This is a genomic window from Pseudoalteromonas sp. NH0006-26, from assembly GCF_057552415.1.
Window position 1 is genome coordinate 99,124 of record NZ_BAAJMJ010000003.1, and the last position, 25,646, is coordinate 124,769.

Annotated in this window: 22 protein-coding genes; 15 read left to right on the plus strand and 7 right to left on the minus strand. The window is 39.9% G+C overall.

What is annotated here, in order from left to right:
• Position 1 precedes the first annotated feature (1 nt).
• The 4 genes from rng to tldD are packed head-to-tail and all read left to right on the plus strand — an operon-like array spanning position 2 to position 7,594.
• Positions 2–1,474 carry a ribonuclease G gene (rng, locus tag AC27JR_RS05440; RefSeq protein WP_487173003.1) on the plus strand — a complete coding sequence of 491 codons (1,473 nt, stop codon included), beginning with the start codon at positions 2–4 and terminating at the stop codon, positions 1,472–1,474.
• Positions 1,474–5,322, plus strand: coding sequence for a YhdP family protein (locus tag AC27JR_RS05445; RefSeq protein WP_487173004.1), 3,849 nt, complete (start codon positions 1,474–1,476; stop codon positions 5,320–5,322). Before rng ends, AC27JR_RS05445 begins: the two co-directional genes overlap by 1 nt.
• Positions 5,319–6,158 (plus strand): carbon-nitrogen hydrolase family protein, encoded by an 840-nt coding sequence (locus tag AC27JR_RS05450; protein ID WP_008113739.1) that lies wholly within the window; start codon positions 5,319–5,321, stop codon positions 6,156–6,158. Before AC27JR_RS05445 ends, AC27JR_RS05450 begins: the two co-directional genes overlap by 4 nt.
• A complete protein-coding gene (tldD, locus tag AC27JR_RS05455; RefSeq protein WP_487173005.1) occupies positions 6,155–7,594 on the plus strand; it encodes a metalloprotease TldD in 1,440 nt (479 codons plus the stop codon). The genes AC27JR_RS05450 and tldD overlap by 4 nt, the downstream gene beginning before the upstream one ends.
• 58 nt (positions 7,595–7,652) lie before the next feature.
• On the opposite strand, the gene AC27JR_RS05460 is transcribed toward tldD, so the two are convergent.
• Genes AC27JR_RS05460 through AC27JR_RS05470 form a run of 3 tightly spaced genes read right to left on the minus strand, consistent with a single transcriptional unit; the run spans position 7,653 to position 10,098 of the window.
• A complete protein-coding gene (locus tag AC27JR_RS05460) occupies positions 7,653–8,153 on the minus strand; it encodes a DUF3299 domain-containing protein (RefSeq protein ID WP_487173006.1) in 501 nt (166 codons plus the stop codon).
• Between the two features lie 14 nt (positions 8,154–8,167).
• Positions 8,168–9,415: an ABC transporter permease gene (locus AC27JR_RS05465; RefSeq protein ID WP_487173007.1), complete on the minus strand. Its 1,248-nt coding sequence runs from the start codon at positions 9,413–9,415 to the stop codon at positions 8,168–8,170.
• Positions 9,412–10,098, minus strand: coding sequence for an ABC transporter ATP-binding protein (locus tag AC27JR_RS05470; RefSeq protein ID WP_487173008.1), 687 nt, complete (start codon positions 10,096–10,098; stop codon positions 9,412–9,414). Before AC27JR_RS05470 ends, AC27JR_RS05465 begins: the two co-directional genes overlap by 4 nt.
• A 265-nt stretch (positions 10,099–10,363) precedes the next feature.
• Here AC27JR_RS05470 and AC27JR_RS05475 point away from each other — a divergent pair, with 265 nt between their 5' ends.
• The 7 genes from AC27JR_RS05475 (at position 10,364) to AC27JR_RS05505 (ending at position 17,356) form a co-directional block, all read left to right on the plus strand.
• Entirely contained in the window at positions 10,364–11,467 is a 1,104-nt protein-coding gene (locus tag AC27JR_RS05475) for a phosphoribosylaminoimidazolesuccinocarboxamide synthase (RefSeq protein WP_487173009.1), read from the plus strand.
• Between the two features lie 136 nt (positions 11,468–11,603).
• Positions 11,604–12,266, plus strand: coding sequence for a methylamine utilization protein (locus tag AC27JR_RS05480; RefSeq protein WP_487173010.1), 663 nt, complete (start codon positions 11,604–11,606; stop codon positions 12,264–12,266).
• Positions 12,259–14,565, plus strand: a complete 2,307-nt coding sequence (locus AC27JR_RS05485) for a bifunctional diguanylate cyclase/phosphodiesterase (protein WP_487173011.1) — start codon at positions 12,259–12,261, stop codon at positions 14,563–14,565. The genes AC27JR_RS05480 and AC27JR_RS05485 overlap by 8 nt, the downstream gene beginning before the upstream one ends.
• Before the next feature lie 13 nt (positions 14,566–14,578).
• A complete protein-coding gene (locus AC27JR_RS05490) occupies positions 14,579–15,385 on the plus strand; it encodes a DUF3034 family protein (protein ID WP_487173184.1) in 807 nt (268 codons plus the stop codon).
• Positions 15,385–15,804, plus strand: coding sequence for a group I truncated hemoglobin (locus AC27JR_RS05495; RefSeq protein ID WP_487173012.1), 420 nt, complete (start codon positions 15,385–15,387; stop codon positions 15,802–15,804). Before AC27JR_RS05490 ends, AC27JR_RS05495 begins: the two co-directional genes overlap by 1 nt.
• Before the next feature lie 86 nt (positions 15,805–15,890).
• On the plus strand, positions 15,891–16,955 hold the full coding sequence (locus AC27JR_RS05500; RefSeq protein ID WP_487173185.1) for a CDP-glycerol glycerophosphotransferase family protein: 1,065 nt from the start codon (positions 15,891–15,893) through the stop codon (positions 16,953–16,955).
• The gene (locus AC27JR_RS05505) at positions 16,955–17,356 is read left to right on the plus strand and encodes an FAD synthase family protein (protein WP_487173013.1); all 402 of its coding nucleotides are present in this window, start codon (positions 16,955–16,957) and stop codon (positions 17,354–17,356) included. Before AC27JR_RS05500 ends, AC27JR_RS05505 begins: the two co-directional genes overlap by 1 nt.
• A gap of 112 nt (positions 17,357–17,468) precedes the next feature.
• On the opposite strand, the gene AC27JR_RS05510 is transcribed toward AC27JR_RS05505, so the two are convergent.
• Positions 17,469–18,485 (minus strand): CDP-glycerol glycerophosphotransferase family protein, encoded by a 1,017-nt coding sequence (locus AC27JR_RS05510; RefSeq protein ID WP_487173014.1) that lies wholly within the window; start codon positions 18,483–18,485, stop codon positions 17,469–17,471.
• A gap of 174 nt (positions 18,486–18,659) precedes the next feature.
• On the opposite strand from AC27JR_RS05510, the gene AC27JR_RS05515 reads away from it, so the two are divergent.
• On the plus strand, positions 18,660–19,490 hold the full coding sequence (locus AC27JR_RS05515) for a sulfurtransferase (protein WP_487173015.1): 831 nt from the start codon (positions 18,660–18,662) through the stop codon (positions 19,488–19,490).
• 1 nt (position 19,491) lies between these two features.
• Here AC27JR_RS05515 and AC27JR_RS05520 read toward each other — a convergent pair whose 3' ends face one another.
• Positions 19,492–19,842 (minus strand): DUF5522 domain-containing protein, encoded by a 351-nt coding sequence (locus AC27JR_RS05520; RefSeq protein ID WP_413401172.1) that lies wholly within the window; start codon positions 19,840–19,842, stop codon positions 19,492–19,494.
• 43 nt (positions 19,843–19,885) lie between these two features.
• Here AC27JR_RS05520 and AC27JR_RS05525 point away from each other — a divergent pair, with 43 nt between their 5' ends.
• Positions 19,886–20,212 (plus strand): hypothetical protein, encoded by a 327-nt coding sequence (locus AC27JR_RS05525; protein ID WP_487173016.1) that lies wholly within the window; start codon positions 19,886–19,888, stop codon positions 20,210–20,212.
• Between the two features lie 113 nt (positions 20,213–20,325).
• On the opposite strand, the gene AC27JR_RS05530 is transcribed toward AC27JR_RS05525, so the two are convergent.
• Positions 20,326–21,294, minus strand: a complete 969-nt coding sequence (locus tag AC27JR_RS05530; RefSeq protein ID WP_008115459.1) for a class 1 fructose-bisphosphatase — start codon at positions 21,292–21,294, stop codon at positions 20,326–20,328.
• A 154-nt stretch (positions 21,295–21,448) separates the two neighbouring features.
• Between AC27JR_RS05530 and AC27JR_RS05535 the strand changes: the two genes are divergently transcribed.
• Entirely contained in the window at positions 21,449–23,878 is a 2,430-nt protein-coding gene (locus AC27JR_RS05535) for a zinc-dependent metalloprotease (RefSeq protein WP_487173018.1), read from the plus strand.
• Between the two features lie 139 nt (positions 23,879–24,017).
• Positions 24,018–24,791 (plus strand): YggN family protein, encoded by a 774-nt coding sequence (locus tag AC27JR_RS05540; RefSeq protein WP_010390508.1) that lies wholly within the window; start codon positions 24,018–24,020, stop codon positions 24,789–24,791.
• Between the two features lie 109 nt (positions 24,792–24,900).
• On the opposite strand, the gene rsuA is transcribed toward AC27JR_RS05540, so the two are convergent.
• Entirely contained in the window at positions 24,901–25,599 is a 699-nt protein-coding gene (gene rsuA / locus AC27JR_RS05545; protein WP_487173019.1) for a 16S rRNA pseudouridine(516) synthase RsuA, read from the minus strand.
• Between the last annotated feature and the right edge of the window lie 47 nt (positions 25,600–25,646).

A 25,646-nucleotide genomic window follows, 5' to 3' on the forward strand; every position in this document is an offset into this window, starting at 1 on the left:
CATGAGTACAGAACTACTGATCAATGTCACGCCAAGTGAAAGTCGCGTTGCCCTAATCGAAAACGGTGTATTACAAGAAATTCAGCTAGAGCGTATTGGTAATTTAGGCATAGTGGGCAATATTTACTTAGGTAAAATAAGCCGTGTTCTACCGGGAATGCAAGCCGCTTTTGTTGATATAGGTTTAGATAAAGCCGCTTTTTTACACGCTTCAGATATCGTCAATAGTGCCTCTATTGTGGAAGGTGTTGATGATGAGCCAATTAAAAAAGTCCAAGATATTCGTGAGCTTGTTCGCCAGGGTCAGTACATTATGGTGCAAGTGGTTAAAGACCCACTGGGCAGTAAAGGTGCACGCTTAACTACTGATATTACTATACCGTCACGCTATTTAGTATTTATGCCAGATGCGACGCATGTTGGTGTGAGTCAACGTATCGAAACGGAAGAAGAACGCGCTAGGCTGAAAAAAATTGTTGCTGAATATGGCGATGAAAACGGTAGCTTTATTGTTAGAACTGCCGCAGAAGGCGCAAGTGAAGTAGAGCTACGTCACGATGCTGCATTTTTAAAAAAGCTGTGGGATAAAATAGTTTCTAAGCGCCGTAAAACCAGCAAAGCGAGTATTTTGCATGAAGATCTTACGTTGGCTTTTAGAACGTTACGTGACTACGTGGGCGAAGATATGGAGCGCATTCGTGTTGACTCTAAGCTTACCTACCAAGAACTTAAGCTGTTTACTGAAGAGTTTGTGCCGTTATTATCGCAAGTGCTTGAGTATTATCCGGGTGAGCGCCCCATTTTCGACTTATTTGATGTAGAAAGTGAAATTCAAAAGGCATTGCATCGTAAGGTGGCTTTAAAGTCGGGTGGTTACCTGATCATAGATCAAACAGAAGCTATGACCACAGTTGATGTTAATACCGGTGCATTTGTTGGTCACCGTAACCTTGAAGAAACTATTTTTAATACCAATGTTGAAGCAACCTCAGCTATTGCCCGTCAACTAAGGCTGCGTAATTTAGGCGGTATTATTATTATCGACTTTATTGATATGGTCAGCGATGAGCACAAGCGCCGGGTAATGCACTCATTAGAATCTGCGCTTTCTAAAGATCGAGCTAAAGCCAATATTAATGGTTTGTCAGCATTAGGGCTGGTTGAAATGACCCGCAAGCGAACTCGCGAAAGTTTAGAGCACATACTGTGTGATGTATGTCCTGCGTGTTCAGGGCGTGGCTCTCAAAAAACGGTTGAGACCGTATGCTATGAAATCCTTCGCGAGATAGTACGTGTTAACCGCGCTTACGATGCGGATAAGTTTGTAGTTTATGCATCTCCTGCAGTATGTGAAGCGCTATTAAATGATGAATATCACAACCTTGCAGAGCTAGAGTTATTTATTGGTAAGCAAGTTAATATCCAAACAGAGAGCTTATACAGCCAAGAGCAGTTTGATGTGGTAATGATGTAATGAAATTTAAAGCGGCCTGTTTCTTTTGTGTGCGCAAATTATGGCAAATAAGTGCTGTAATTTTGGTGCTACTGGCCGTTATTGTTTCTATTTTAAAATACACCTTACCCTACGCAAACGATTATAAAGGCGACATAGAAAACTACCTTGATAGCAAGTTTGATATCAGCTTATCGATAGGTGCTATATCGGCAAGTTGGCAAGGTAATGGCCCTGCCTTAGTGCTCGAACAATTATCATTTAAAGACAACCAAACCGCCCCTATTTCTTTAACTATTGCGAAAACTAGTTTAGAGCTAAACCTTTGGGAAAGCTTAAAGTCTTTTCAGCTCAAGTCGAATTACTTTGTGATCAATGGTTTTCATACCAAGGTTAATGTCGCGAATTTATTTGTAGGTAACCAAGATGATGTGTCATTCGAGCAAAAAGAGTTAATTGAAGGGCTATTTTTAGGTGAAACCGGTCATTTTGCAATAGAAAACTCCAGTATCAGCTTTGTATTAGAAGATAACAAAGAGCGTAAACTGTTATTAGAAAACATTGTATGGCAAAACCAAGATAAACAGCACCTTGGCAGTGGTAGCCTCGCATTACCGGGTATTTCGGTGGGAAATTTTGACGCACGTATTGCGCTCAAAGGTGAAACCTTAGAGCAAATGGTGGGCGATCTGTATGTGCAGGCTAATCAGGTTGATGTGTCAAATTGGTTAGCTCAGTACATTAATACTCAAAAGCAGCAACTACATAGCGATTTAAACTTACAAGCTTGGCTTAGATTAGAGCAAGGCCTAGTGAGTGACGTAAAGGTACAGTGGTTACCGAGCGCGGTAAATTGGCAACTCAATGAACAAACACAAAAGGTAAGCCTAAGTGAAGGGGGATTTCATCTATACCCAGAGCAAAATAGTTGGCGATTAAAAAGCACAGGCTTAGCATTTAGTACGGGTGAAACCACTTGGCCAAGCCTTGAATTTGAAGCCTTATTAGGTAAGCAAAATAAAGTATGGCTACAGCAACTTGATTTAGCACTATTGAGTGATTTAGCTGAGTTGACTAATTTTCCCAATTTAGCCCCTTTTTTAGCACGCCAACCAAGCGGACAAATCAATACCGCGTACCTTGAGTTTGCCGATGCAAGGCAATGGCAACTATGGTTTGAAGCCGATGAAATTAGCTGGCAAGAGAAAAACGCCGTACCCGCCGCTCAATCCTTAAGGGTTGATGGATTGGTTAATCAGCAATATGGCCGGATCACTATTTTTGGTGAAAACAGCCATTTAATTACAGGTGCTAGTTTTAGTAATAATATTGACTATAACCAGCTAAACATTGAATTAGATTTAGCTAAACGCTCAGGCGATTGGCATATTAGCAGCGATAACCTATGGCTTGATAACAATGAGGTGACTTTAAGCGCACAGATGCAGCTAAGCTTAGGTGATACGCCACGCTTGGATTTATATGCTGAAGCGTTTGCACCTGATGCCAGTATTGCAGGTCACTATTTTCCTTTGACGTTAATGAGCTCTGAGTTGGTTAGTTATTTAAATGGCGCAATAAAAGCAGGTGAAGTATCAAATACTCAGGTGTTATTTTCTGGTCCATTATCAGGTTTTCCATTTAAAGATGGTTCAGGGCAGTTTGATGTAATAGCGCAAATAGATAATGCCACCTATCAATTCGATCCCGATTGGCCTGCAGTTACAAATGCCAGTGTAAAGCTGCATTTTGAAAATGAGCGTATGGATATTTACAGTCAGCAAGGTCAATTGGTAAATCTAGACGTTGGCAGTAGTGTGCAAGTAAGTATTAATGACTTAATGGGCGATGCGCCATTGGTGGTTAGTATTGATAAGCAAGCAGAGCTTGAAAAAATGCACGACTTTTTTGTCGCTACACCTTTAGCAAATCCATTAGCTGATATTTTTAATATTGTACAAGGGCAGGGGCTTGCTAGTGCAAATATTGAATTGTTAATCGGTTCACAGTTTGAAGGTGGGGCCAGTGTCAGTGGTACAGTTAATTTTCTCGATTCCCCCCTTTACATTTCTGCGCCTGGTATTTCACTTGAGCACTTAAAGGGTGAACTTAGCTTTAATAATCAACAAATAAACCTTACAAATGCAACGGCTACATGGCTTGGTATGCCACTAACTATTAACTACAATAGTGACGCAAACGCAGAGGATTATCGCGCTGATATAAATATAAATGCTCAGCTTGATGCGCAAACACTTATAAGTCATGGACAAGGTATTTTAGATGGTTATTTAAGTGGGCAAAGTGATGTTGATATTGCTTTGGCGCTTAATTTTACCGAGCAAGGATTTAATTATCGTGCCGAAGTTGAATCGCCACTTATTGGCTTAAATAGCTCCTTGCCAGGAGTATATGCAAAAAGCAGTGAGCAAGCTTGGCCTCTGAGTGCGGTTGTTCAAGGTGATGATATATCTAATTTGATCACCGCAAACGTGGAGCAGTTATTTTATTTTAACGCCATTTTAGATAATGCTAAATCGCAGTTTAATAACGCCCACTTTATAATTGGTAACAAAGACTTAGGGCTTAACGCGCAAGATTTAGCGGTGAGTATTAACTTAGCCCAAATCGAGTTATTACCTTGGATTGATTTAATTGATCAAATTATTAATGTAGCTAAAGTGCAGCCTGAGAATACACCGCCAGGCGTTATGCCACCTTTACATGAAGTGGTTGCGAATATTGACATGTTTAATGTTAGTGGCATGCAGTTTAATGATTTTGATATGCGTTTATCGCCCCTAAATAATAATTTGCAATTAAAGCTTAATGCCAAAGAATTAAGAGCCGAAGTGTTTGTACCTAGCGGGCAATCAAGTCAGCCGATTCGAATTAACAGCGACTATTTAAGGCTTAACTTTTTAGAGGCCGAAACAGAGCAACCAAATGAAAAGTCGACCCCGGAACAACTTGCTTGGCTTGCAAACTTGCCGGCTATTGAATTTGAATGTGCCGATTGTAAGATCAGCCATTATCAGCTTGATAAGGTAAGTGCTTCATTGTTAGGCGATGGTAAAAAGCTACTTATTTCTGAGCTAGTGGTGGATAAAGGCGATCATATATTGCGCACTAAAGGGCAATGGCAAAATGGTTTAACGGCAATGAGCGGCGAACTTAAAAGTGATGATATTGGCGCCTTATTTAATGAATTTGATATCACCACTACTATTAAAGACTCAAACGCGAATCTAAATTATCAACTAAATTGGCAAGCGGCACCTTATAACTTAGACATTGCTAGTTTAGACGGTGAAATTAGTTGGGATTTAGGCGAAGGCCATTTAACTGAAGTCAGTGATGGAGGCGCACGGGTATTTTCATTACTGAGCCTTGATTCATTAGTGCGTAAGCTAAAACTTGATTTTAGAGATGTATTTTCTAAAGGTTTTTTCTATAACAGCATGAAAGGTACGATGCAGATAGATAAGGGCATTGCCTATACCCAAGATACTAAAATGGATGGGGTGCCTGCCGATCTCTCGATTAAAGGGTATGCAAATTTAAATACTCTCGAAATTGACTACGACTTAGCAGTAGCACCGCAAGTAACGTCGAGTATTCCAGTAATTGTGGCTTGGATGGTTAACCCAGTAACGGGGCTTGCAGCTTTAGCAATTGATAAAGTAATTCATTCTGCGCGAGTGATCTCAGAGATCAACTTTAAAGTGACGGGCAAAATGAACGATCCTCAGGTACAAGAATTAGATCGTAAGAGCCGAGAGGTGACTTTACCGCAAGCAGCACAAAATCAGCCGCAAGCATCTTCAGAGTTAAAGCTTAAAGATGCTGAGGTGAGCGCAGCGCAATGAGTAAATCACTTATAAGTACAACACCTGCGATTATTGCATTGCAAATGTGCTCAGGCTTAAACCCTGATGATAACATTGCCACCTTAAAGCAAGCCTTAGCTGCTCTGCCAAACACGCGACCTTTGTTAGTATGTTTACCAGAAGCGTTTTTAGTGTTTAGTAAACACGCTGGTGATACGTTGTTAGTGTCTCAGCGTATTGAACAATATAAACAGCAAATCAGTGAATTGTGCCGTAAACATAATATTTGGTTAAATGCTGGCACCATGCCAGTGCCCTATAACCAACATAAGTATTACGCTGCCTCACATTTGTTTAATAACCAAGGCGATATTGTTGCAAGCTATAACAAAATACATTTATTTGATGTTGAGGTAGATGACCAGACCGGCAGCTATCGAGAATCCGATTTTACTCAAGCGGGCGATGAGGTTGTGGTTGTTGATTCTCCCTTTGGTAAAATTGGTTTAACAGTGTGTTATGATTTGCGCTTTGCTGGTTTATTTAATGCTTTAGTTCGCAAAGGCGCAGAAATTATATTAGTACCCAGTGCGTTTACTGTGCCTACAGGTAAAGCGCATTGGCAGCCGCTACTTGCAGCACGTGCCATAGAAACGCAGTGTTATGTTATTGCTGCAGCGCAATATGGAACACATGAAAACGGTAGGCAAACTTATGGTCGCAGCCTAATGTTATCGCCTTGGGGTGAAATATTAAGCGAAAAACCAACAGGGCTTGGTTTTATTAGTTGCACCGTAGATTTAAACCAGTTACACAAAATTAGACGAGATATGCCGCTGCAATCTCACCAACGATTTAGAGAGCCATTATTATGAATTCGGTTGAACAGCATTTATTACACGATAGCCAGCTAAATCGAGAAGAACTCGAAAAAACATTAGCTTATATTCACCAGCACAAAGTTGATTATGCCGACCTTTATTTTCAATCGAGTCATCATGAGTCTTGGGTATTAGAAGACGGCCTTGTTAAAGAAGGGTCTTATAATGTTGAGCGTGGTGTTGGCGTACGGGCTGTTAGTGGTGAAAAAACCGGTTTTTCGTATTCAGATGCAATCAATCTTGAAGCGCTAAACAAAGCAGCCACGGCTGCACGTAGTATTGCCGATGCCGGTGAAGATAAAGCTGTTAAAGTATTCAGCGATGTGGCTGCAAAGCAGCAGTTTGCGCCACATCAGCCTATTTCTAGCATGAGCGACACCGATAAAGTTAATTTGTTACGTGAGCTTGAAAATTATATTCGCGAATTAGCCCCTGATGCTGAGCAAGTTATTAGCTCAATGTCTGCGGTATATGAAGAAGTATTAATTGCAGCTAGCGATGGCACCTTTGCTACAGATATTCGCCCACTGATCCGTTTAAACTGCTCTGTATTACTTGAAAAAGATGGTCGCCGTGAACGTGGCGGTGCTGGTGGCGGCGCACGCCTAGACTATGGTTACTTTAAAGAGTTGGTTGATGGTAAGCCACGTTGGATGGATTTTGCAGAAGAAGCCGTTCGTCAAGCTAAAGTAAACTTAGAAGCTATTGATGCCCCTGCGGGTACTATGGAAGTAGTATTAGGTAATGGCTGGCCAGGCGTGTTGTTACACGAAGCGGTAGGTCATGGCCTAGAGGGTGACTTTAACCGTAAAGGCGCGTCTGCGTTTAGCGGTAAAGTAGGTCAAAAAGTTGCTTCAGAGCTATGTACTGTGGTTGATGATGGCACTATGGCCGATCGTCGTGGTTCACTTAATGTGGATGACGAAGGTACGCCTGCAGCCTATAACGTACTTATCGAAAACGGTATTTTAAAAGGCTATATGCAAGATAAAATGAACGCGCGTTTGATGGGGGTAAACCCAACAGGTAACGCACGTCGTGAGTCATACGCGCATTTACCAATGCCACGTATGACCAACACTTACATGTTAGGCGGCGAGCACAGCCAAGCTGATATTATCAGCACGGTTAAAAAAGGTATCTTTGCGCCAAACTTTGGTGGCGGCCAAGTAGATATTACCTCAGGTAAGTTTGTTTTTAGTGCCTCAGAAGCTTACTTGATCGAGAACGGTAAAATCACCCAACCAATTAAAGGTGCAACATTAATTGGTAATGGTCCCGAAGTAATGCAGCAAATCTCTATGGTAGGTAATGATTTAGCGCTTGATAAAGGCGTAGGTGTTTGTGGTAAAGATGGTCAAAGTGTACCAGTAGGTGTTGGCCAGCCAAGTTTGAAAATTGATCAGTTAACGGTAGGTGGTACCGCTTAATTTTATTAAAAAGTCGTTAAAAAAAACCGCGTTTCTACGCGGTTTTTTATTTTAAGAATTAAAGCTCAAAGGGAGCAACACCGACAGCTTGCATTTGATAACCCACTTGGGCTATTTCGCCAGACCAAGTTTGCGTTTTAATAACGCCCGTTACAACAATCGCATCATATAAGCTATCGATAGGCACACCGCCTTTAATAGTTACATGAACCAGCTGATTTGGCGGTGGAGGTGGCACATGAATACAGGCACCAAAGTAAGGGACTAATAAAAACTCGGTAATAAGTTCGCTGTCACCTTCAAGTGGCACAACAAACCCAGGTAAGCTAACAGACTGCCCATCAAGTGCTTTGACAACCGGCGCGTCCAAATCAGGTTGCACCCAGTTTTGCTCACTGCCTTCGTGATTAGCTTGTGCTTGGGTATCTATTTGCACATGCCCTTGTGGGATCAAGTCTTCCCAAAAAATTTCCTTCGGTGGATTTGCAATGCTAGCAAAGCTAATTAGCACTGCGCTTAAGAGCATTAAAAAGTGTGTAGTTACTTTAAACAACGTCATGATCATCCTAAAGTTTATATTTTTATACTCATACCATCACTAAGAGAATAAAAGTAAGCGCGTGTAGCGGGGATCAAGCCAATAATGAATCCCGCGGCCATAATAACGCCAATTAAAGTGAGTTCATAGTCAGAGAGCATATTGATATTAATACTCACTCCAGCTTGGCTCTGTAAGTAACCTGCCGTCGTACCCATAAGCGCATAAAATAAAATACAGCCTACCAAGCAGCCTAAAAAGGTGGTGAGTAGTGATTCTATACTGATGAGCGAAAATAATTGCCAAGGGCGGGCACCCACAGAACGCAGTATTGCCAGTTCTCTGCGGCGTTGATTAAGGTTAGCCAGCAGTGTGGTTAACATACCGAGCAAGCTAATAATAACCACCACAAATGAAAATAGCAGTAGGATCTTTTCTATTATTGCCAGCATTTCCCAAAGCTCTTTTAGTGTGACTGTGGGCATAATCGCTAATAGAGGTTCTGGTTTAAATTGATTTATGTTGCGCCTAATTTGTAGCGTATAAAGTGGTGAGTCGAAGCCCATTAAAAAGGCGGTAATTTGTTTTGGATGGCCAACTAGTGCGTGGTTTGAGTGATCATGATGATCGTCATGATCATCATGGCCGCCACCATGGATCAATTCAATTGCCGCCAGCGGTACATGCAAGGTTTTATCTACAGGGGTGCCAGTAGGCTTTAAAATACCAACCACTTTGAAAGGGTTATCATCATGATGATGAAAGCTAGTGTTTCCCATACCATGAGAAATTACAATTGCATCACCAATTTTATAGGCCAGTTTACTTGCAACCTCACTACCTATAACAACTTCATTGATGCTAGAAAAAGCCTTCCCTTGTTCAAATGCTAAGGGCTGTTTTTTAGCAAATCGATAGTGCTTAAAATAATCGAGTGTGGTGCCTAAGACTGCTTGGCCTTTGTGGCTATCGCCAAGGCTAATAGGAATGCTCCACTTAACCCCGCGCTGTTTTGTTATGTATTGATAGCTTTGCCAACTCACCCCATTATTGGTGTGGCCAATTCTAAACACCGAGGACAGTAGTAATTGAATATCGCCCGTGCGTGCGCCAACAATTAAATCGGTACCCGAAATGGTATTACTAAAACTACTTTTAGCATCTACGCGAACGCGCTCAATACTGAGTAATAACATGACGCTAATCGCAATAGTGAGCAATGTCAGTAATACGCTGGCACGTCTATTTAGCAAACTTTTATAGGCAAGTTTAAATAAAATCATACATCACCTTGTAAATTTACTAAGTCGATTGTGCGGTTAAAGAGAGGCTTTAATGTTTCATCGTGACTGACAAAAACAAGCGTGCTGTTACTTTTTTTTGCTTGTTCAAATAGCAGCTTAATAAAGCTTTCACGATTTTGGGTATCAAGTGCTGAAGTAGGCTCATCGGCAATGATAAGTTCAGGACTGCCTATAAATGCGCGTGCTGCAGCAACTCGCTGTTGTTGGCCAATACTTAAAGTGGCAACATTTTGATTATGAAGGTGCGGCTCTAACCCAAGTGCGTTGAGAAGTCGGGCAGCTTCTTTGGTTAAACTCTCAGTTTGGTTGAGCACGTGTTGCTGACGCTTTTTCGAAAATTGGCACCCTAAACATACATTTTCTAATGGGGTTAAATAAGGCAGTAAATTAAAGTTTTGGAAAATATAGCCAATATGATCAGCTCTAAATGCATCGCGCTGTGCGTTGGTGAGTGCACTTAGGTTTTGGTTTAAAACACAAAGTTGGCCGCTAGTGGTTACATTAATGCCTGCCAGTAACGCCAGTAAAGTAGATTTACCACTGCCGCTTGGCCCATGTAAAAAAACATGTTCCCCGGTATTAATCGTGAGCTGCTTAATAGCGAGAGTGGGTGTGGCTGCTTTTTTTTGCCATTTAAAAGAAACATTCTCAAGGTTGATCATAACGCGTTACTTAGAAACCTATAGGGACGTTTGGATGAATTTATCGTTTCATGTTAATTCATAATTATGCATAAGTATATGTCGCTCTGTTCGTCTTCTTTAGTTAAGCTTAATTAAATAACTACCTGATTTTTTATCTCTATACGCTATGAAAGTAACAATAGCTTGAGCAGTGATTGAGCTTTGTGGTTGCCTAGATTATTATAGAGCGCCTAACCCCAATTCCATACTTTGCTCTTTGAGCATGCCAAACCCCGGAGATAGCATGACTAGCTATAAAGTTTTAGACGTAAACGATGACTTACCCATTCGTACTAAAGGTAAAGTACACAGTGGTAAAGTGCGTTCAGTTTATTGGTTAACCGATGCAGATAGTAAACGCTTAATAAATGAAAAAGGCTATAACGTTCCTGCCGATACTGAATTAGCCATTATGGTTATTTCAGACAGAATTTCTGCTTTTGATTGCATATGGCAAGGTGAAAATGGCCTAAATGGCGTGCCGGGTAAAGGCATTGCATTAAACTCAGTGGCTGCTCATTGGTTTAACATGTTTAATGAAGCAGGTTTGGCGGGTAATCATATTGTTGATATTCCTCATCCATACGTATGGATTGTTCGTAAAGCCAGTACAGTTAAAGTTGAAGCGATTGCTCGTCAATATATTACCGGCAGTATGTGGCGCGACTACGCCAAAGGCGAAAGACACTTTTGTGGTTTGCAACTTCCAGAAGGCTTAAAAGCGAATCAAAAGCTTGAGCACGTACTTATAACTCCTTCTACTAAAGGTATTATAGAAGGGGTTGCTGATATTCCTGCCGTTGATGATGTAAACATCACGCGTGAGAATATTACAAACAACTTAGATGTCTTTAATTTTAAATCGGCTGATGATGTCGCCAAATACGAAAAATTACTGGTAGAAGGATTCGAGCTAATTAGTAATGAGTTAGCTAAGCTTGGCCAGATTTTCGTTGATACCAAATTTGAATTTGGTTACGTAGAAGATTTAAATGGTGTGCAGCAACTTATTTATATTGATGAAGTAGGGACACCTGATTCATCGCGTATTTGGGATGAAGCATCTTATAAGAATGGTAAAATTGTTGAAAACTCAAAAGAAGGTTTTCGCCAGCTGTTAATTAATAATGTGCCAGAGAGTGATGTGTTATTAAATAAAGATCGTATGGCTGAGCGTGAGCAGTTAGCAAAAGATTATATTTTACCTGAGTCAGTGATGCTTGAAGTGTCTGACACTTATGTGGGTATCGCTAGCAAAATTATCGGTAAAGAGATCGTTATACCCAAAGATCCGCGCCAAGAAGTGATTGCTATTTTAGATGCTGATTACGGTTTAATTAATCATTAACGAGCAAGTTAATCTTAATGATAAAGCTTATTTAAATTAGTAAAAAAGTATTTATTTTAACTAACTGAGCTATATTTCTTGCAATTAGTGCTCGTCTCTAATTAACTTAACCTATGGTGAATTTTTGGGTATGGTTATGTTAGAGCGAGCATCGCAACTTATTGCAAAATGTCGTTTTTTATTAGTACTGGGTGCATTGTTTAGTGTATCAGCGTTTGGTAATTCTATTAATTTGGTTATTAAAGATCAGCATGGACAAGTATTGCCTAATGCTGTCGTAGAAATAAAGCATTTACCTTCTTCAAAAGTACAAAGTAATTTACCCACAGCGGTGATGGATCAAGTTGATAAACAGTTTTCACCACAGCTGCTTATTGTGCGCCAAGGTCAGTATGTTAACTTTCCTAATAGTGATAATATTCGCCACCATGTGTATTCTTTTTCAAAAGCAAAGCCTTTTCAATTAAAGCTCTATTCTGGCCAGCCAGAAGAACCTATTAAGTTTGATGAGCAAGGTGTGGTTGTATTGGGCTGCAATATCCACGACTCTATGGTGGGCTATATTTATGTTGCTAACAGTAATCATGTGTATACCAGCAACGAGCAAGGCCAGATAGAGCTGCAAGTTGACTCTTTTCCTGTGCAAGCCAGTATTTGGCATTCACTGCAAACAGCTCCTTTGGATAATAAAAAAATGTTTGATATAGAATCAACCAACCCGTTATCAATCACTATAAATACGTCTACGCCTGCACCACGAAATACCTTTGGTAGTAAATTTAGGGAAGGTAATGGGTAATAATTTACGTAGCCGTATAACAACGCTATGCGTTGGCTTGGTGTTACTTACAACTTTACTCAGTTTAGTGAGTTTTTGGTGGTCTACGAGTAAGTTTCAGGCAGAAAAAGTCCAGCAAAATATAACGGTTGCGCAAAGCGTTTATAAGCAATACTTAAAATCAAAAGAGAGCTTGCTATTAACCGCCGCTAAGGTGTTAACCGCTGATTTTGGTTTTAAGCAAGCAGTTGCTACTCGCGATGCAGCCACCATTAGTAGTGTGCTATACAACCATAGCCAACGGATCAATGCCGATTTAATGCTGTTGCTCGATTTATCGGGGCGGTTAGTCTCTGCTAATGTTAATGCACAAAATTTTGCAGATAACCTACAGCCCTTAATGGATGAGTTATTAAATAATTCTGAGCAATCGAGCTTTGTCGTGTTAAATAATCAGCTCTATCAAGTGATATTATTGCCCGTTAAAACCCCCAGAACTATCGCTTACAGTTTGGTCGGCTTTAAAATCACGTCGGCTGTTGCTACTGAGCTGAAAAGTTTAACGGGTATGGAAGTTAGTTTTGTTGCGCAGTTAGATGATTTTGCAGCAAGCTCGTTAGTACCTAAACCTAAAAAATTTCAACCTATAGAATACTTTGAGACTAAAACTACAGCTCGTTTTTTTGCTGAATATTTGGCCTATGAAAATCAACAAATAGCTTTACCGTCTTTGCAATCGCATCCGGTTACCTTACTACTTAGTGCTGATTTAACTTCAAGTTATCGAGATATTGAGCAGCTATTGCTAACACTAGTTACATTGGCCGTATTAACCATGTTATTTGGTGTGATCACCAGTAGTTTGCTGGCCAATAACTTAACCACCGGGCTTACACAGTTGGCAGTTATTGCAAGGCAATTTGCCAAAGGCGACTACCGTTTTAAATTTGAAGGTAAAAAGCAAAGCAGCGAAATAGCAACGCTAGTCAGCGCGTTTAATAACATGGGTAATGATATTGAGCAGCAAATCAGTTTTCAAGCACATCACGATACTTTAACAGGGTTTTATAACCGTTCAGCTATGTTAGATTTATTAGCAAAGCAGCTCACTAAAGATAAACGCTACACGCTTGTTGCTATTGATATAAAAGGCTTAAGGCACATAAACGACAAACTTGGCCCACAAGTAGGTGATGAGTGTTTAATTGCAGTGGCAAATCGTATTCGTCAATTCTCGGATGAGCTTGGTGGATTTCATGCACGAATTGGCGGCGATGAGTTTTTAACGGTTTACCCCAGTGTGGAGGTTGACCAAGTAAAATGTGCTGTAGCCGACTTAATTGAGCAATTACAGGCACCTTATCGGATTAAAAGCTTAAAAATAAGTTTGCGCTTTAATGCAGGGATTGTGCAGTACCCCGGGCAAGGCGTGAAAGCGGACGATTTAATGCGCCGTGTACTCATTGCTGTCGATGCGGCTACAACAAGCCAACAAAGCTTACATTACTACCAAGATGGTGAAGATGAGGCGCATTTAGACCGTTTAATCATGCTCGATGAGCTAAAACAAGCGATTGATGATGATAACGGGCAACTGTTTATGACCTATCAGCCCAAGTTGAATATTAAAAGCCAGAAAATTGATAAGGTTGAGTCACTTATTCGTTGGCAACGTGATGATGGGAGCTGGGTTTCGCCTGAAGTGTTCATTGATTTAGCCGAGCAGTCAGGATTAATTGTTGAACTGACCGCTTGGGTTGTCGATACGGTTATTGCGCAAATAGCCGATTGGTATAAAAGAGGGATTCATTTGCAAGCAGCCATTAATGTGTCAGCCCAAGATATTGCGCATTCGGGATTTCATAATTTGTTGGTCGCGACCTTAAAGAAATATCATGTAAACCCAAGCTCTGTCACTATTGAGTTGACGGAGCGCGATATGATTGAAAATGAAGCTCAAGGTATTAAAGCGTTAGAGAACTTAAAAACTATTGGCGTTAAAATATCATTAGATGATTACGGTGTTGGGCAAACATCATTGGGACGATTAAAAATGTTACCTATTGATGAGCTTAAGCTAGATAAATGCTTTATTTTAACTTTGCATGAGTCACAAAAAGATCAATACATAGTGCGCTCGTCAATCACACTTGGACACCAGCTTGGGTTTTCAGTGGTGGCCGAGGGGGTAGAAACGGCAGCGTCTTTATCATTGCTTCACGAAATGCAATGCGATCATGCACAAGGTTACTACTTAAGCCGTCCTTTAAAAGCACAACAACTAGAACAATGGTTAGAGGAATATCAGGGTGTACATTAAATTTTTACTGAGCATGACACTCTTACTTTGCAGTACGTTAACTGTAGCTGCAACGGGGAAGTTATTAGCAACACCGGGTGTATCTCAAATTGAAGGCAGTGCAGGAGGAGGTTTGGTTCCTTGGGCGCAGCTAGCAGGTTATGCCAGTGAGGACGAATGGGCTGTTAATGGCTTTTGTAGTCGTGCTGATGTAACAGATTACCGCCTGGATGCCTGTGGTATGCAGCTTAACCTATTTAATCGTGTTGAACTGAGTTATGCAGTGCAGCAGTTTGATGTGCCTGCGCTCAATACAGAAATAGAGCAGTCAATTTCTGGGGCAAAAATCCGTTTATATGGTGATGTAGTTTACAGTAAATGGCCACAGCTAAGCATGGGTGTGCAGCATAAGTCATTAGATGATGGCACAGTTGCAAAGTTGGTTGGTGCAAAAAAAACCAGTGGTACAGATGTATACCTAGCAGCCAGTAAATTACATTTGGGCGCACTTGCTGGGTACAACTGGTTTTGGAATGTGACCACCCGCTACAGTAAAGCCAATCAGTTAGGGCTTTTAGGATATGGAGGGACTAATGAAGGTAGCCATATTTTACTAGAAGCAAGTAGTGCGGTGTTTGTAAGTCGTGAACTTGCTATTGGCATTGAGTATCGACAAAAAGCCAATAACCTAGGTTTAGGCGAACAAGATTGGCGCGATTTATTTATAGCGTGGATGCCTAATAAACACGTCAGTGTAACGGCGGCCTATTTAGACTTAGGGCGGATTGCTGGTGTTGACAAACAAACCGGCTGGTATTTATCGGTTACGGGGTATTGGTAATGAAACTGAGTGTATTTATTTTTTGTTGTTTAAGCTTACTTTCAGGGTGTACAACACAACCTAACACTTCTTTGTATCACCAGCTTGGCGAGCGAGCTGGGCTTGAAAAGTTAACTGACAGTTTTATTGCCCAAATAGGCAATGATAAACAAGTGTTTCATTACTTTGAGCAAAGTAATATTAGTCATTTTCGACAAGGATTTATTAGCCATTTATGTTCTCTGACAGATGGGCCTTGTGAATATAAAGGTGACTCTATGGTTGCTATTCATACAGGCATGAACATAAACGAAAAAGACTTTAACCACGTTGTCGATTTATTAATAAATGCAATGAATGAGCAAAATATTCCACATACAGTTCAGAATAAAGTACTTAATGAGTTAGCGCCTTTGAGAATTAATGTAATTAAAATGTAAAATTTAAGGTTCTTTTTTGTTTGAGTTCAATAGTTGTATCCACTTATGTACAATAAGCAGCATTATTATTTAATTGTGTATTTTTGATGCTTATATGTTTTGATGTTCAACATGTCTACTATTTACCTCAGTATTTACCTGTAATAGAAGAGCTATCAATAAAAGGTCATCAATGTTCATTGGTATTTTATAAGTCACAAGATGCCCAGTTTATTACTATTTGTAAAAATTTTGTTGCTGAGAATGCTTTAAACTCAATGTGGTTAGATAATAAAGAGCAAGCGCTAACATTTTACAATAGTTTGGCTTGCGATTGGGTTGTGTTTGGCAATGCATTTTTAGATGTTGAAATGTTAAACAAAAAAAGTATATTGATGCAACATGGTATAGGCCCAAAAAGTTGCTACTATGATGTATCAAATACAACAACTACCGTTCGTTTTGTCGAAGGTGAACATCGATTGAAACGTTTAGAAACGTTATATCCAGATGGTAACTTTGTTGATACAGGCTACGCAAAGTTAGATCCCATAATAAATAAAACGATCAAAAAAATTGACATCAGTACCTTAGGATTAGATAAAAATAAACCTACATTGTTGTATGCACCAACATTTTATCCTAGCTCTATTGAATGTATGAGTAATGATTTTCCTAATCATTTCACAGATTATAATATAATTATAAAACCACACTTTTTTAGCCTTGCTAAATCACGCTATAGAAAACAAAAGCGAAAAATAATGCATTGGCAAAAATATGATAATGTTTATGTAGCCAATGAGAGTGAGTTTAACTTAACACCTTTTTTAGCTATAGCGGATATAATGCTGTCAGATGCATCATCGGCAATTTTTGAGTTTGCAGCATTAGACAAGCCAGTAGTTTGGTGTGACTTTTATAAACTAAGATGGAGCTATAGAGGTTTATTTTCTTATCGTTTCAAGGCGCGTCTAGATGATGATATTAACTATTTTCATCAGATTTGCCACCAAGCAAAACAATACAATCAATTAGCCTCCGCAATAAAATCATGTTCAACCGAGACGAACGAATTTAAAAACCATCGTAAGGAGCTTATTGAGCAACTTGCAGGCAAGGTTGATGGTTTATGTGCTAAGCGAATAGTAAATTATTTAGAGAGTTATTAATGAAGCGAGTTATAACATTTGGTACCTTTGACATTTTCCATGTAGGCCATATCAATATTTTAGAGCGAGCAAAAGAGCTGGGCGACTATTTAATTGTAGGAATTTCATCTGATGAGCTCAACTTACAGAAAAAGGGTCGAGCACCTATTTACAGTGAAGCTGAGCGGATAAAAATCATTAGTTCTTTACGTTGTGTCGATGAGGTGTTTATAGAACATTCTCTAGAGCTCAAAGGAGAATATATAAAACAGTATCAGGCTGACCTATTGGTGATGGGGGATGATTGGTTAGGTAAATTTGATGAATATAAAACATTATGTGATGTTCAATATTTAGCACGTACACCTTCCATATCAACCACTGAAATTATCGAAGTTGTTCGTAACCCCATCAAACAGTAATATTTAAAAATAATGCCATATTTCATATGGCATTATTTTAATAAGAATCACCTCAACGGCTCAAAGATTAATTCAAGTATTTTTGGCGCTATTTTTAGCTTCTCACACTTTTTTACTTAAACTTCATATAATTTAATGATTTACGTATTTTATACTTACGTAATAAATTAAGTGGTTTTGTCTTTACACCTTCTTTAATTACATCTTCCGTTGCCGCTAAGATACGCAGAGCACTGTTACCATCTTTAAAAGGGTGCACCTGTTCAATGTAGTCTTTTATTTTTTGTTGATGATTGGGGTTTTTACATAATGCTTTTTCAAGCGTTTCAGATAGATGCTCAGGAGCTGTAATATTTAATAATGCAGCTTGTGGCTGCTGGTTATTATATGTAATTACTGTTTTACCTAAAATTAATGATTCATCTACTGCGCTTGATGTATCTGATATCACGATATCAGCTTCTTGTATTAATGGAATTAAATTGTCTTTATTTGCTATCTCGAAATTTTCATATTTAGTAAGCTGTTGATACATTTGTTGCAATACTTTGTCTGTTTTTGGATGAAACTTTAATTTTATAATGTATTTATTGCTTTCAATGAGCGCTTTTATTTGAGAATAAAGTGCATGCAAAGAGGTTAATTTAGGCGAAAAGGTAGGGGCATATAAAATAACTGGCGTTTTATTTTGAGGTTGCTGGTAATTAAAATAAGGATCGAGCTTTGGCCAGCCTGTTTCCACAACCTTAAAGTGTTTGTGCTGTTTGGCTAATTTATTAAATGGAATCGTCGTTAATGGGCCATGTGTACAATAAAGATCAAAAAAACCACGGATACTAAAGTGGCCCTTCTTTTTGTATTCTAAGCCATGAAAAACTTGTACTTTTATGCCAGGAAAAAAGTCAGGAACAATATTACCAGGTACAAAGACGGCTCTTGGATTAAATGCTTTTACCTCTTCAACACTTAATAACTGCAATTCATCTTTCAAAAGGTTCTGCTTTGCAATGTCCTCTTGTCTGATATACCAGTAAACTATATCTCCTCTTGCTCTTATTACCTCCTGTAATGGCCGTAAAATAGCAAAACTATAGGGCTGTTCAACATAGAACAAATAATGTTTGGGCATGAATAATCACTTATTATTTAATGAATTTTGGCTAAATGAACCTATTACAATTATGAGAATAATAAAACCTAAACAATTTATTATAAATTTAAGATATTTTTTATACGAAGAATTTTATTATGCAATAAGTTAAAAATTAAAATACGAGTATAAACTTTATTGGAGCGAGAAAAAATGAAAAACATGGTTAGCGCACAATGGTTATATGCGCGTTTAAAGCAAACTAACCTAGTTATCTTTGATGCAGGTATGTTACGCCCCTCAGCTGCAGGGGAATATTCGCCCGTTGCTATGCTACCTAAAGCACAACGATTTGATATCAAAAAAGAACTCGCAGATACTTCAAACCCATTACCCAATACCTTGTGTAGTGCAGGGCAATTTACTCAGGTGATGCAAAAAGCGGGTGTGAATCACGATTCACTCGTGGTGATTTATGAAGATGCGGGGTTATTCAGTGCAGCTAGAGCTTGGTGGATGTTTAAAGCCATGGGATTTAATAACGTAAAAGTCCTCGGTGGTGGTTTAGCCAAGTGGCTTGAACTAGAGCTTCCGGTTGAGTCAAGCTATACACAAGCATCACTAAAAGGTGACTTTATTGCTCAATACCAGCCTGGTTACTTTATTAATAAAAAACAGGTGCTAAGTGCTACTGAGGATACCAATACGGTCATTTTAGATGCGCGTGCTTATGAGCGTTTTACCGGTAAAAATAAAGAGCCAAGAGCGGGTATGCGCAGCGGTCATATTATTAATAGCTATTCGCTACCTTTAGCTAGTTTGTTAGAGAATGGCGAGGCAAAATCACTCGACTTTATACAAGCACAGTTTAATAAAGTAGTCGGTAATGCAACCCAGTTACAATTTAGCTGTGGTTCGGGTGTTACTGCCTGTGCGCTTGCGCTGTTCGCCGATGAATGCGGATATCATAATATAAGTGTTTACGACGGCTCGTGGAGTGAGTGGGGCGCTGATAGCTCACTGCCTATTGCAGCGGGAGAGTAGATTAATTGTAAGGACAATTTTTACACCCGTTTTTGCAGCAAGTACCCCGTTTTAAAAAATACCACTTACTAAACACCATGTAACTATTTTGCATGGTGTAATCTAACCCTTCAATTAAATTATCATGGCTTCTAAATTGTTTAGCAAAAGCGATTTGAGCTTTTATTGGTTGGGTGTATATAGTCTCTAAATAGCTATTTATTTTAGCAAGAGTACATGAGCGGCATAAGCAGCTAGTTGCTGTATCATCGAGTGGTAAAATAGCGGGTAACTGATAACACCAACATGCGGTTATATCATTAACATTACAGTTAAGCGTTGTATTACATTGGCTGCAGTTTATCTGGGTCATTTTAAGTCTTATTAACAGTAGAGCAGCAAGAATAACAAACATTATGAATATACAAAAAGCATTGGCTGAATTTATTACATTTGGGGAGCAAAGAGATAACGCCATTAGTGTGATTGTTTCAACCGCAGCAAACAATCAAACCTACCTGTACACACTCACAAAGCCTGTACTAATTAATGTACTTACGCGTTGTTTAAATAAAGAAATTGATATTGACGATTTACAGCTGTGGGCAAATGTCATTGAGTCGCGAGATGACATAAATTGCGCTAAGCATGAAGGCGTTATTTACGCGCTAAGTAATAGCGAGCAAATGGGCGAATTGACTCATCAAAAGCTTGCACAGTTGTTAAAGCTGTTACAACAGTAGCAGGTGGTTATCAGAAAATATTAAAGGTTTTAAGCTACAGTTTTCAGATGTTAGTAACCACTACTGGGCTAATCTCTAGCTGACAACTGAAACCTAAAACCTGTTCTTAAAGTTTACTTATGATAGCTCAAGCAAGTTTCTACTTCGTCTTTAGAGCCTAAAATAACCGCAACTCGCTGATGGATAGCATCAGGCTGAATATCCATAATACGCTCAGTGCCTGTTGAAGCAATACCACCTGCTTGCTCTACTAGCATTGCCATTGGATTTGCTTCATATAGTAAACGTAGTTTATTAGGTTTATTAGGATCTTTAGTGTCAGTTGGGTAAGTAAATAAACCACCACGGCTAAGTACACGATGAACATCGCCAACCATTGCAGCAATCCAACGCATATTGAAGTTTTGAGCGCGAGGGCCTGTATCTCCGGCAAGTAAGTCATTAATGTAGTTTTGCATCGCTGGTTCCCAGTGGCGCTGGTTAGAGGCGTTAATTGCAAATTCATTAGTTTTAGCAGGAATAGCGGCAAAATCTTGAGTAAGTAAAAAGCTACCTTGGGTTTTATCTAAGGTAAACATGCGTGTACCTTTACCCGTTGTTAGCGCAAGCATAGTTGATGGGCCATACAGTACGTAACCTGCAGCCACTTGTTGATGCCCAGGTTGCATAAAAATCTTTTCATCAGCAGCATCTGAGCCCACAGGTGCTTTCATAATAGAAAAAATAGTACCTACAAGTGAGTTAATATCGGTATTTGACGAGCCATCAAGTGGATCAAATGCAACAATGTACTCGGCATCTGGGTTACCGGCAACAGTATAATCTTCTTCTTCAGAGGCAATCGCTTTAACTGTGCCTGACTCCAGCAATATATCTTTTAATAACTGATTAGACAGTACATCGAGTTTCTTTTGTGTTTCGCCTTGAATATTTTCATCGAGGGTTGAGCCTAATACGCCCGATAATTCACCTTGACCGACGCGAAATGAAATTTCTTTACATGCCGCTAAAATAGTACGAATTAACGACAAAAGTTCTCTTGAACAGCCATCTTCTAGTAATACTGGTGGGAGTCTACGCATTCTTTTTTCCTGATAACGTGTTAAAACTAATCATAATGTGAGAGAGATTAGTTTAGAGCGCTGAAATTCGTCTTAAATAACTGTATTGTATAAATAACCCCCTATAATGGGGTACCTACATCGCATTTAAAACGCTAATAACAAAGATAAGATTATGCAAAAAATATCACGATTAAGTTACATACTCTTTACTGTGCTGCTCTGTATGATAACTCAAGCGCACGCAGCAATTAAGTCTATTGACGAATTTACTGAAAAAATGAACCATTTCCCTGGTTATTTTTCTTTCTTTTACGATACCCAAAACGGCAATGTGTATTTAAAAGTTGATAAACTTGAGCAACAATTTTTACTACAGCATAGCTTGCCTTATGGCGTTGGCTCTAACGATATAGGTTTAGATAGAGGCCAATTAGGCGGTACCTATTTGGTACAGTTTGAGCGCTTTGGCAACAAGGTGATGTTACGTGCCGTAAATACTTACTACCGTGCAAACACGAGTAATATAGCAGAGCAGCAAAGCGTTAAAGAAGCGTTTGCATCCAGCATTTTGGCGGGTTTTAAAGTTGTTGCTCAAGATGACAATGCTGCATTAATAGATTACACCCCTTATTTACTGAGTGACGTACATGGCGTAAGCCGTACTTTAGCTGCGCGCAAGCAAGGGCAGTTTAGCCTTGATGAGTCACGCAGTGCGGTATTTATGAATCGCTCAAAAGCATTTTTGAAAAATACTGAGCTTGAAGCCATTCTCACCTTTAAAGGGTCTAAACCAGGTAAATACGTTCGCCAAGTGAGTGCTGATCCTTACGCTTTGAGTGTGCACATGCACCATTCACTTATTCAATTGCCTGATGATAATTACACGCCACGAAAATTTAGCCCGCAATCGGGTTATTGGAGTGTGGAGCATAAAAATTATGCAGCAGGGCTCGATGAGTCTATGTATGTGCGTTACATTCCGCGCCATCGTTTAGCAAAAAAAGATCCAAGCCTAGCAGTTAGTGAGCCAGTAGAGCCTATTGTTTATTACTTAGATCCCGGGGTACCTGAACCAGTAAAAACGGCTTTATTAGAAGGCGGGCAATGGTGGAATGACGCCTTTAATGCAGCAGGCTATAAAAATGCGTTTGAAGTTAAAGTGCTACCAAGTAATGCTGATCCTATGGATGTGCGCTACAACGTTATTCAATGGGTGCACCGTGCTACCCGAGGTTGGTCATATGGCAGTTCAATTATAGACCCACGTACAGGCGAAATTATTAAAGGCCATGTGACACTAGGATCGCTGCGAGTGCGTCAAGATATCTTAATTGCTGAATCACTCGCTGCGCCTTATTTAAAAGGCAATGAAGTAGCAAGCTCTTTACATGCAATGGCACTTGATCGTATTCGTCAGCTCAGTGCTCATGAAATTGGTCATACACTGGGTATTGCGCATAACTTCGCTGCGTCAGTAAATAATCGTGCTTCGGTGATGGATTATCCGCATCCGTTATTGAGCTTTGCAGATAATGGTCAGTTAGATGTATCTCAAGGTTATGCTAAAGGTATGGGCGCATGGGATACACAAGTGATCAAATATGGCTACAGTGACTTTACCGGCCAAGATGAAAGCGAAGCACTCGCTGCTATTTTACAGCAAAATAAATCGCTAGGTTTGGCGTTTATTTCTGACAGTGATGCCCGTGCAAAAGGTGGAGCGCACCCTACGGCGCATCTTTGGGATAATGGCGGTAATCCAAGTGAAGAATTACTTAGAGTGCTTGATGTGCGAAAGCAGGCGCTCGGGCAGTTTGGTATTAACAATATAAAAACTGGGGTTGCACTGTCGCAGTTAGAAGAAAAGCTAGTGCCACTTTACTTATTCCACCGTTATCAAGTTGAAGCGGTTGCAAAGTTTATTGCGGGCGTTGATTATGACTATGAAATTCGTAGTGACGCACCCGTCAAAGGCGCCCAAGTTGTAGCTAAAGAGGCTCAGCAACAAGCAGTTAATGCTATTTTAGCCACCCTAAAAGCAAGTAATTTAACGCTGCCAGAGTCGATACTGTCTTTGATTGTGCCAAAGGCGTATGGCGAGTCTAAATCACGAGAAAGTATAGTGGGTCGTACCGGCTTAACTATGGATGCACTTGCATTGCCTGAAGTGGCAGCGCAGCATAGCCTATCGCTATTACTAAATGCTCAACGATTAAATCGATTAGCGCAGCAACAAGCACGTGATAACCGCTTTTATAGCCTAGATGAGTTACTTAAGCAGTTAAATAAACAGGTGTTTAATGTATCAGCACCTGCCACCATGACAGGAAAAGTAACACAACGAGTACAGTACCTAACGGCAAAAACCATGGCTAATCTTGTGGCTAACGACGGTTTAAGCCCTGAAGTGCAAGCGCAACTGCATTTCTATTTAAGCAAACTTGCTGATGAGTTTAATCAGCACTCTCTACTGAGCCATCCTGAAGTGGGTGACAGCGCATTTAAAGACTATTTAGCGTCACAAATTAATCAGTTTTTAACAACAGGCCAGTGGCCTGACAATTTTAAAGCTCTGCCAATACCACCAGGCTCACCTATTTAATAGTACAAGCCAGAGGATAAAGGCGCTGTGTAAACGTTACGTTTCATGGTGCCTTGTTTTTAGGGTGTTACTTTTGCTTGCATAAAGTTGGTTTTTTGTTAATCTAGCCACCCCCTATTTTAGTCTTTTTGAGGTGTTTATGGCGTTTTTATCTCGTTCGATATTGGCGTTATCAATGGCACTTTTAAGCTCCAATGCAATCGCACAAAAACAATGTGATGTTGAACTTCGTCATGGTTTAATTATTACCGATGATGTGATCCGTATTGTTGATAAAGGCCAAACAAGGGTGCAAATTAACAATAATAATCAACTGTTTATTCGAGGCTACTGGGTCGATTTAAGTACCGACGAAAGCAAAGTGCTAGAACAATTTAGCAATGGTATTCGTCAAACAGTTCCTGAGTTGGTCGATTTAGCGACCGATGGCGTTAACCTAGGACTCAGTGCTATTGAGCATGTTGTTGAGGGCATGTCAGATAAAGAACCCGAAGTGCTAAAAACGCAATTACAATATGTAGAGCGCGCACTTATGGATAAGTTTAAGCGTGGCGACGACTTCTTTTTTATAGCCCCTCAATCGCTTTCCCAAATTGATGATTTTTTTACTAAAGAAATTAGCCAAAAAATACACTCTGCTGTACATGGCTCTTTGGGTGCTATTTTAATGTCGCTCGGGGATGCGTTTAAATCTCGAGAAGGCAATATAGAAGACCGCATGAACGACATGGGGCAACGCATGGATATCATTACCAAAGAAATCGATAAGTCATTGCAGAAAAAAGCCCACCAATTAGAACTTAAAGCCTCTGAATACTGTGAATGCTTAAACTCTCTAGATATTACTGAGTCTCGGCTGCAAGCGATTGTACCTGGAATGACAGACTTTGATTTAGTACAGATTAAATCGTAAGGACAGGGATTAAGCAAGATTATAGAAGGCAACGAGTATCGAGCCTAGAGCAGCAGGTGAACAGCCCGAGCCTCGTGGCCCGAAGCTATTTCATAACACCTAAACAACCTTACAGTTTTATCTCTGCGGCAGTTAATGGGCGGTATTCACCTGCAGCCAAATCTTCACCTAACTTTATACCCGCAATTTGTTCACGATGTAGTTCAACCACTTTGTTATCTACCGCTGCTAGCATACGTTTTACTTGGTGATACTTACCCTCAGAAATAGACAAGCGTAAACCATAATTCCCCAAGCGTTCAGCAATGGCAGGGCGAGTTAAATTTTTTTCATTGTGAAGCTGCACACCGTCGCGTAATTGCTGCAGTGCATCATCGGTAATCGGCTCTTGGGTTTCAACCAAATAGGTTTTAAATTTATTCTTTTTAGGCGAGGTAATTTTGTGTGACCATTCGCCATCATTGGTAATAAGCACTAGGCCAGTGGTGTCTATGTCTAAACGCCCGGCAATGTGAAAGTCGGCCATGTTTGGCTCATCAAGCAAATCAAATACGGTTTTGTGTAACTCATCTGAATTAGCGCACACATAACCTACCGGCTTATTGAGCATAAAGTAGCGTTTACCTAAAAACACTAATGGCTGATCATGAAATAACACATTATCTTGTTGAGTAACTTGAAAGTCGAATGCCGTGATCACCTCACCATTTACGGTTGCCGCCTGACTTTTTATTGCCGCACGGGCTTTTGAGCGCGGTAACTCTGCTAAATGGCTAATAAATTTATCTAAACGGCAAGGAAATTTCATGTTGTTCACATTTTTAGTCGGCTACAATGGCCGCGAGTATAGCGGAT

Excerpts from the sequence above, each read along its gene's own strand:
- AC27JR_RS05445 (WP_487173004.1), top strand. The coding sequence starts at position 1,474 with ATGAAATTTAAAGCGGCCTGTTTCTTTTGTGTGCGCAAATTATGGCAA.
- AC27JR_RS05465 (WP_487173007.1), bottom strand. The coding sequence starts at position 9,415 with ATGATTTTATTTAAACTTGCCTATAAAAGTTTGCTAAATAGACGTGCC.
- AC27JR_RS05475 (WP_487173009.1), top strand. The coding sequence starts at position 10,364 with ATGACTAGCTATAAAGTTTTAGACGTAAACGATGACTTACCCATTCGT.
- rsuA (WP_487173019.1), bottom strand. The coding sequence starts at position 25,599 with ATGAAATTTCCTTGCCGTTTAGATAAATTTATTAGCCATTTAGCAGAG.
- AC27JR_RS05520 (WP_413401172.1), bottom strand. The coding sequence starts at position 19,842 with ATGACCCAGATAAACTGCAGCCAATGTAATACAACGCTTAACTGTAAT.
- AC27JR_RS05525 (WP_487173016.1), top strand. The coding sequence starts at position 19,886 with ATGAATATACAAAAAGCATTGGCTGAATTTATTACATTTGGGGAGCAA.
- AC27JR_RS05510 (WP_487173014.1), bottom strand. The coding sequence starts at position 18,485 with ATGCCCAAACATTATTTGTTCTATGTTGAACAGCCCTATAGTTTTGCT.
- AC27JR_RS05470 (WP_487173008.1), bottom strand. The coding sequence starts at position 10,098 with ATGATCAACCTTGAGAATGTTTCTTTTAAATGGCAAAAAAAAGCAGCC.
- AC27JR_RS05490 (WP_487173184.1), top strand. The coding sequence starts at position 14,579 with ATGACACTCTTACTTTGCAGTACGTTAACTGTAGCTGCAACGGGGAAG.
- AC27JR_RS05500 (WP_487173185.1), top strand. The coding sequence starts at position 15,891 with ATGCTTATATGTTTTGATGTTCAACATGTCTACTATTTACCTCAGTAT.
- AC27JR_RS05530 (WP_008115459.1), bottom strand. The coding sequence starts at position 21,294 with ATGCGTAGACTCCCACCAGTATTACTAGAAGATGGCTGTTCAAGAGAA.
- AC27JR_RS05480 (WP_487173010.1), top strand. The coding sequence starts at position 11,604 with ATGTTAGAGCGAGCATCGCAACTTATTGCAAAATGTCGTTTTTTATTA.
- AC27JR_RS05450 (WP_008113739.1), top strand. The coding sequence starts at position 5,319 with ATGAGTAAATCACTTATAAGTACAACACCTGCGATTATTGCATTGCAA.
- AC27JR_RS05515 (WP_487173015.1), top strand. The coding sequence starts at position 18,660 with ATGAAAAACATGGTTAGCGCACAATGGTTATATGCGCGTTTAAAGCAA.
- AC27JR_RS05505 (WP_487173013.1), top strand. The coding sequence starts at position 16,955 with ATGAAGCGAGTTATAACATTTGGTACCTTTGACATTTTCCATGTAGGC.
- tldD (WP_487173005.1), top strand. The coding sequence starts at position 6,155 with ATGAATTCGGTTGAACAGCATTTATTACACGATAGCCAGCTAAATCGA.
- AC27JR_RS05495 (WP_487173012.1), top strand. The coding sequence starts at position 15,385 with ATGAAACTGAGTGTATTTATTTTTTGTTGTTTAAGCTTACTTTCAGGG.
- rng (WP_487173003.1), top strand. The coding sequence starts at position 2 with ATGAGTACAGAACTACTGATCAATGTCACGCCAAGTGAAAGTCGCGTT.
- AC27JR_RS05540 (WP_010390508.1), top strand. The coding sequence starts at position 24,018 with ATGGCGTTTTTATCTCGTTCGATATTGGCGTTATCAATGGCACTTTTA.
- AC27JR_RS05460 (WP_487173006.1), bottom strand. The coding sequence starts at position 8,153 with ATGACGTTGTTTAAAGTAACTACACACTTTTTAATGCTCTTAAGCGCA.
- AC27JR_RS05485 (WP_487173011.1), top strand. The coding sequence starts at position 12,259 with ATGGGTAATAATTTACGTAGCCGTATAACAACGCTATGCGTTGGCTTG.
- AC27JR_RS05535 (WP_487173018.1), top strand. The coding sequence starts at position 21,449 with ATGCAAAAAATATCACGATTAAGTTACATACTCTTTACTGTGCTGCTC.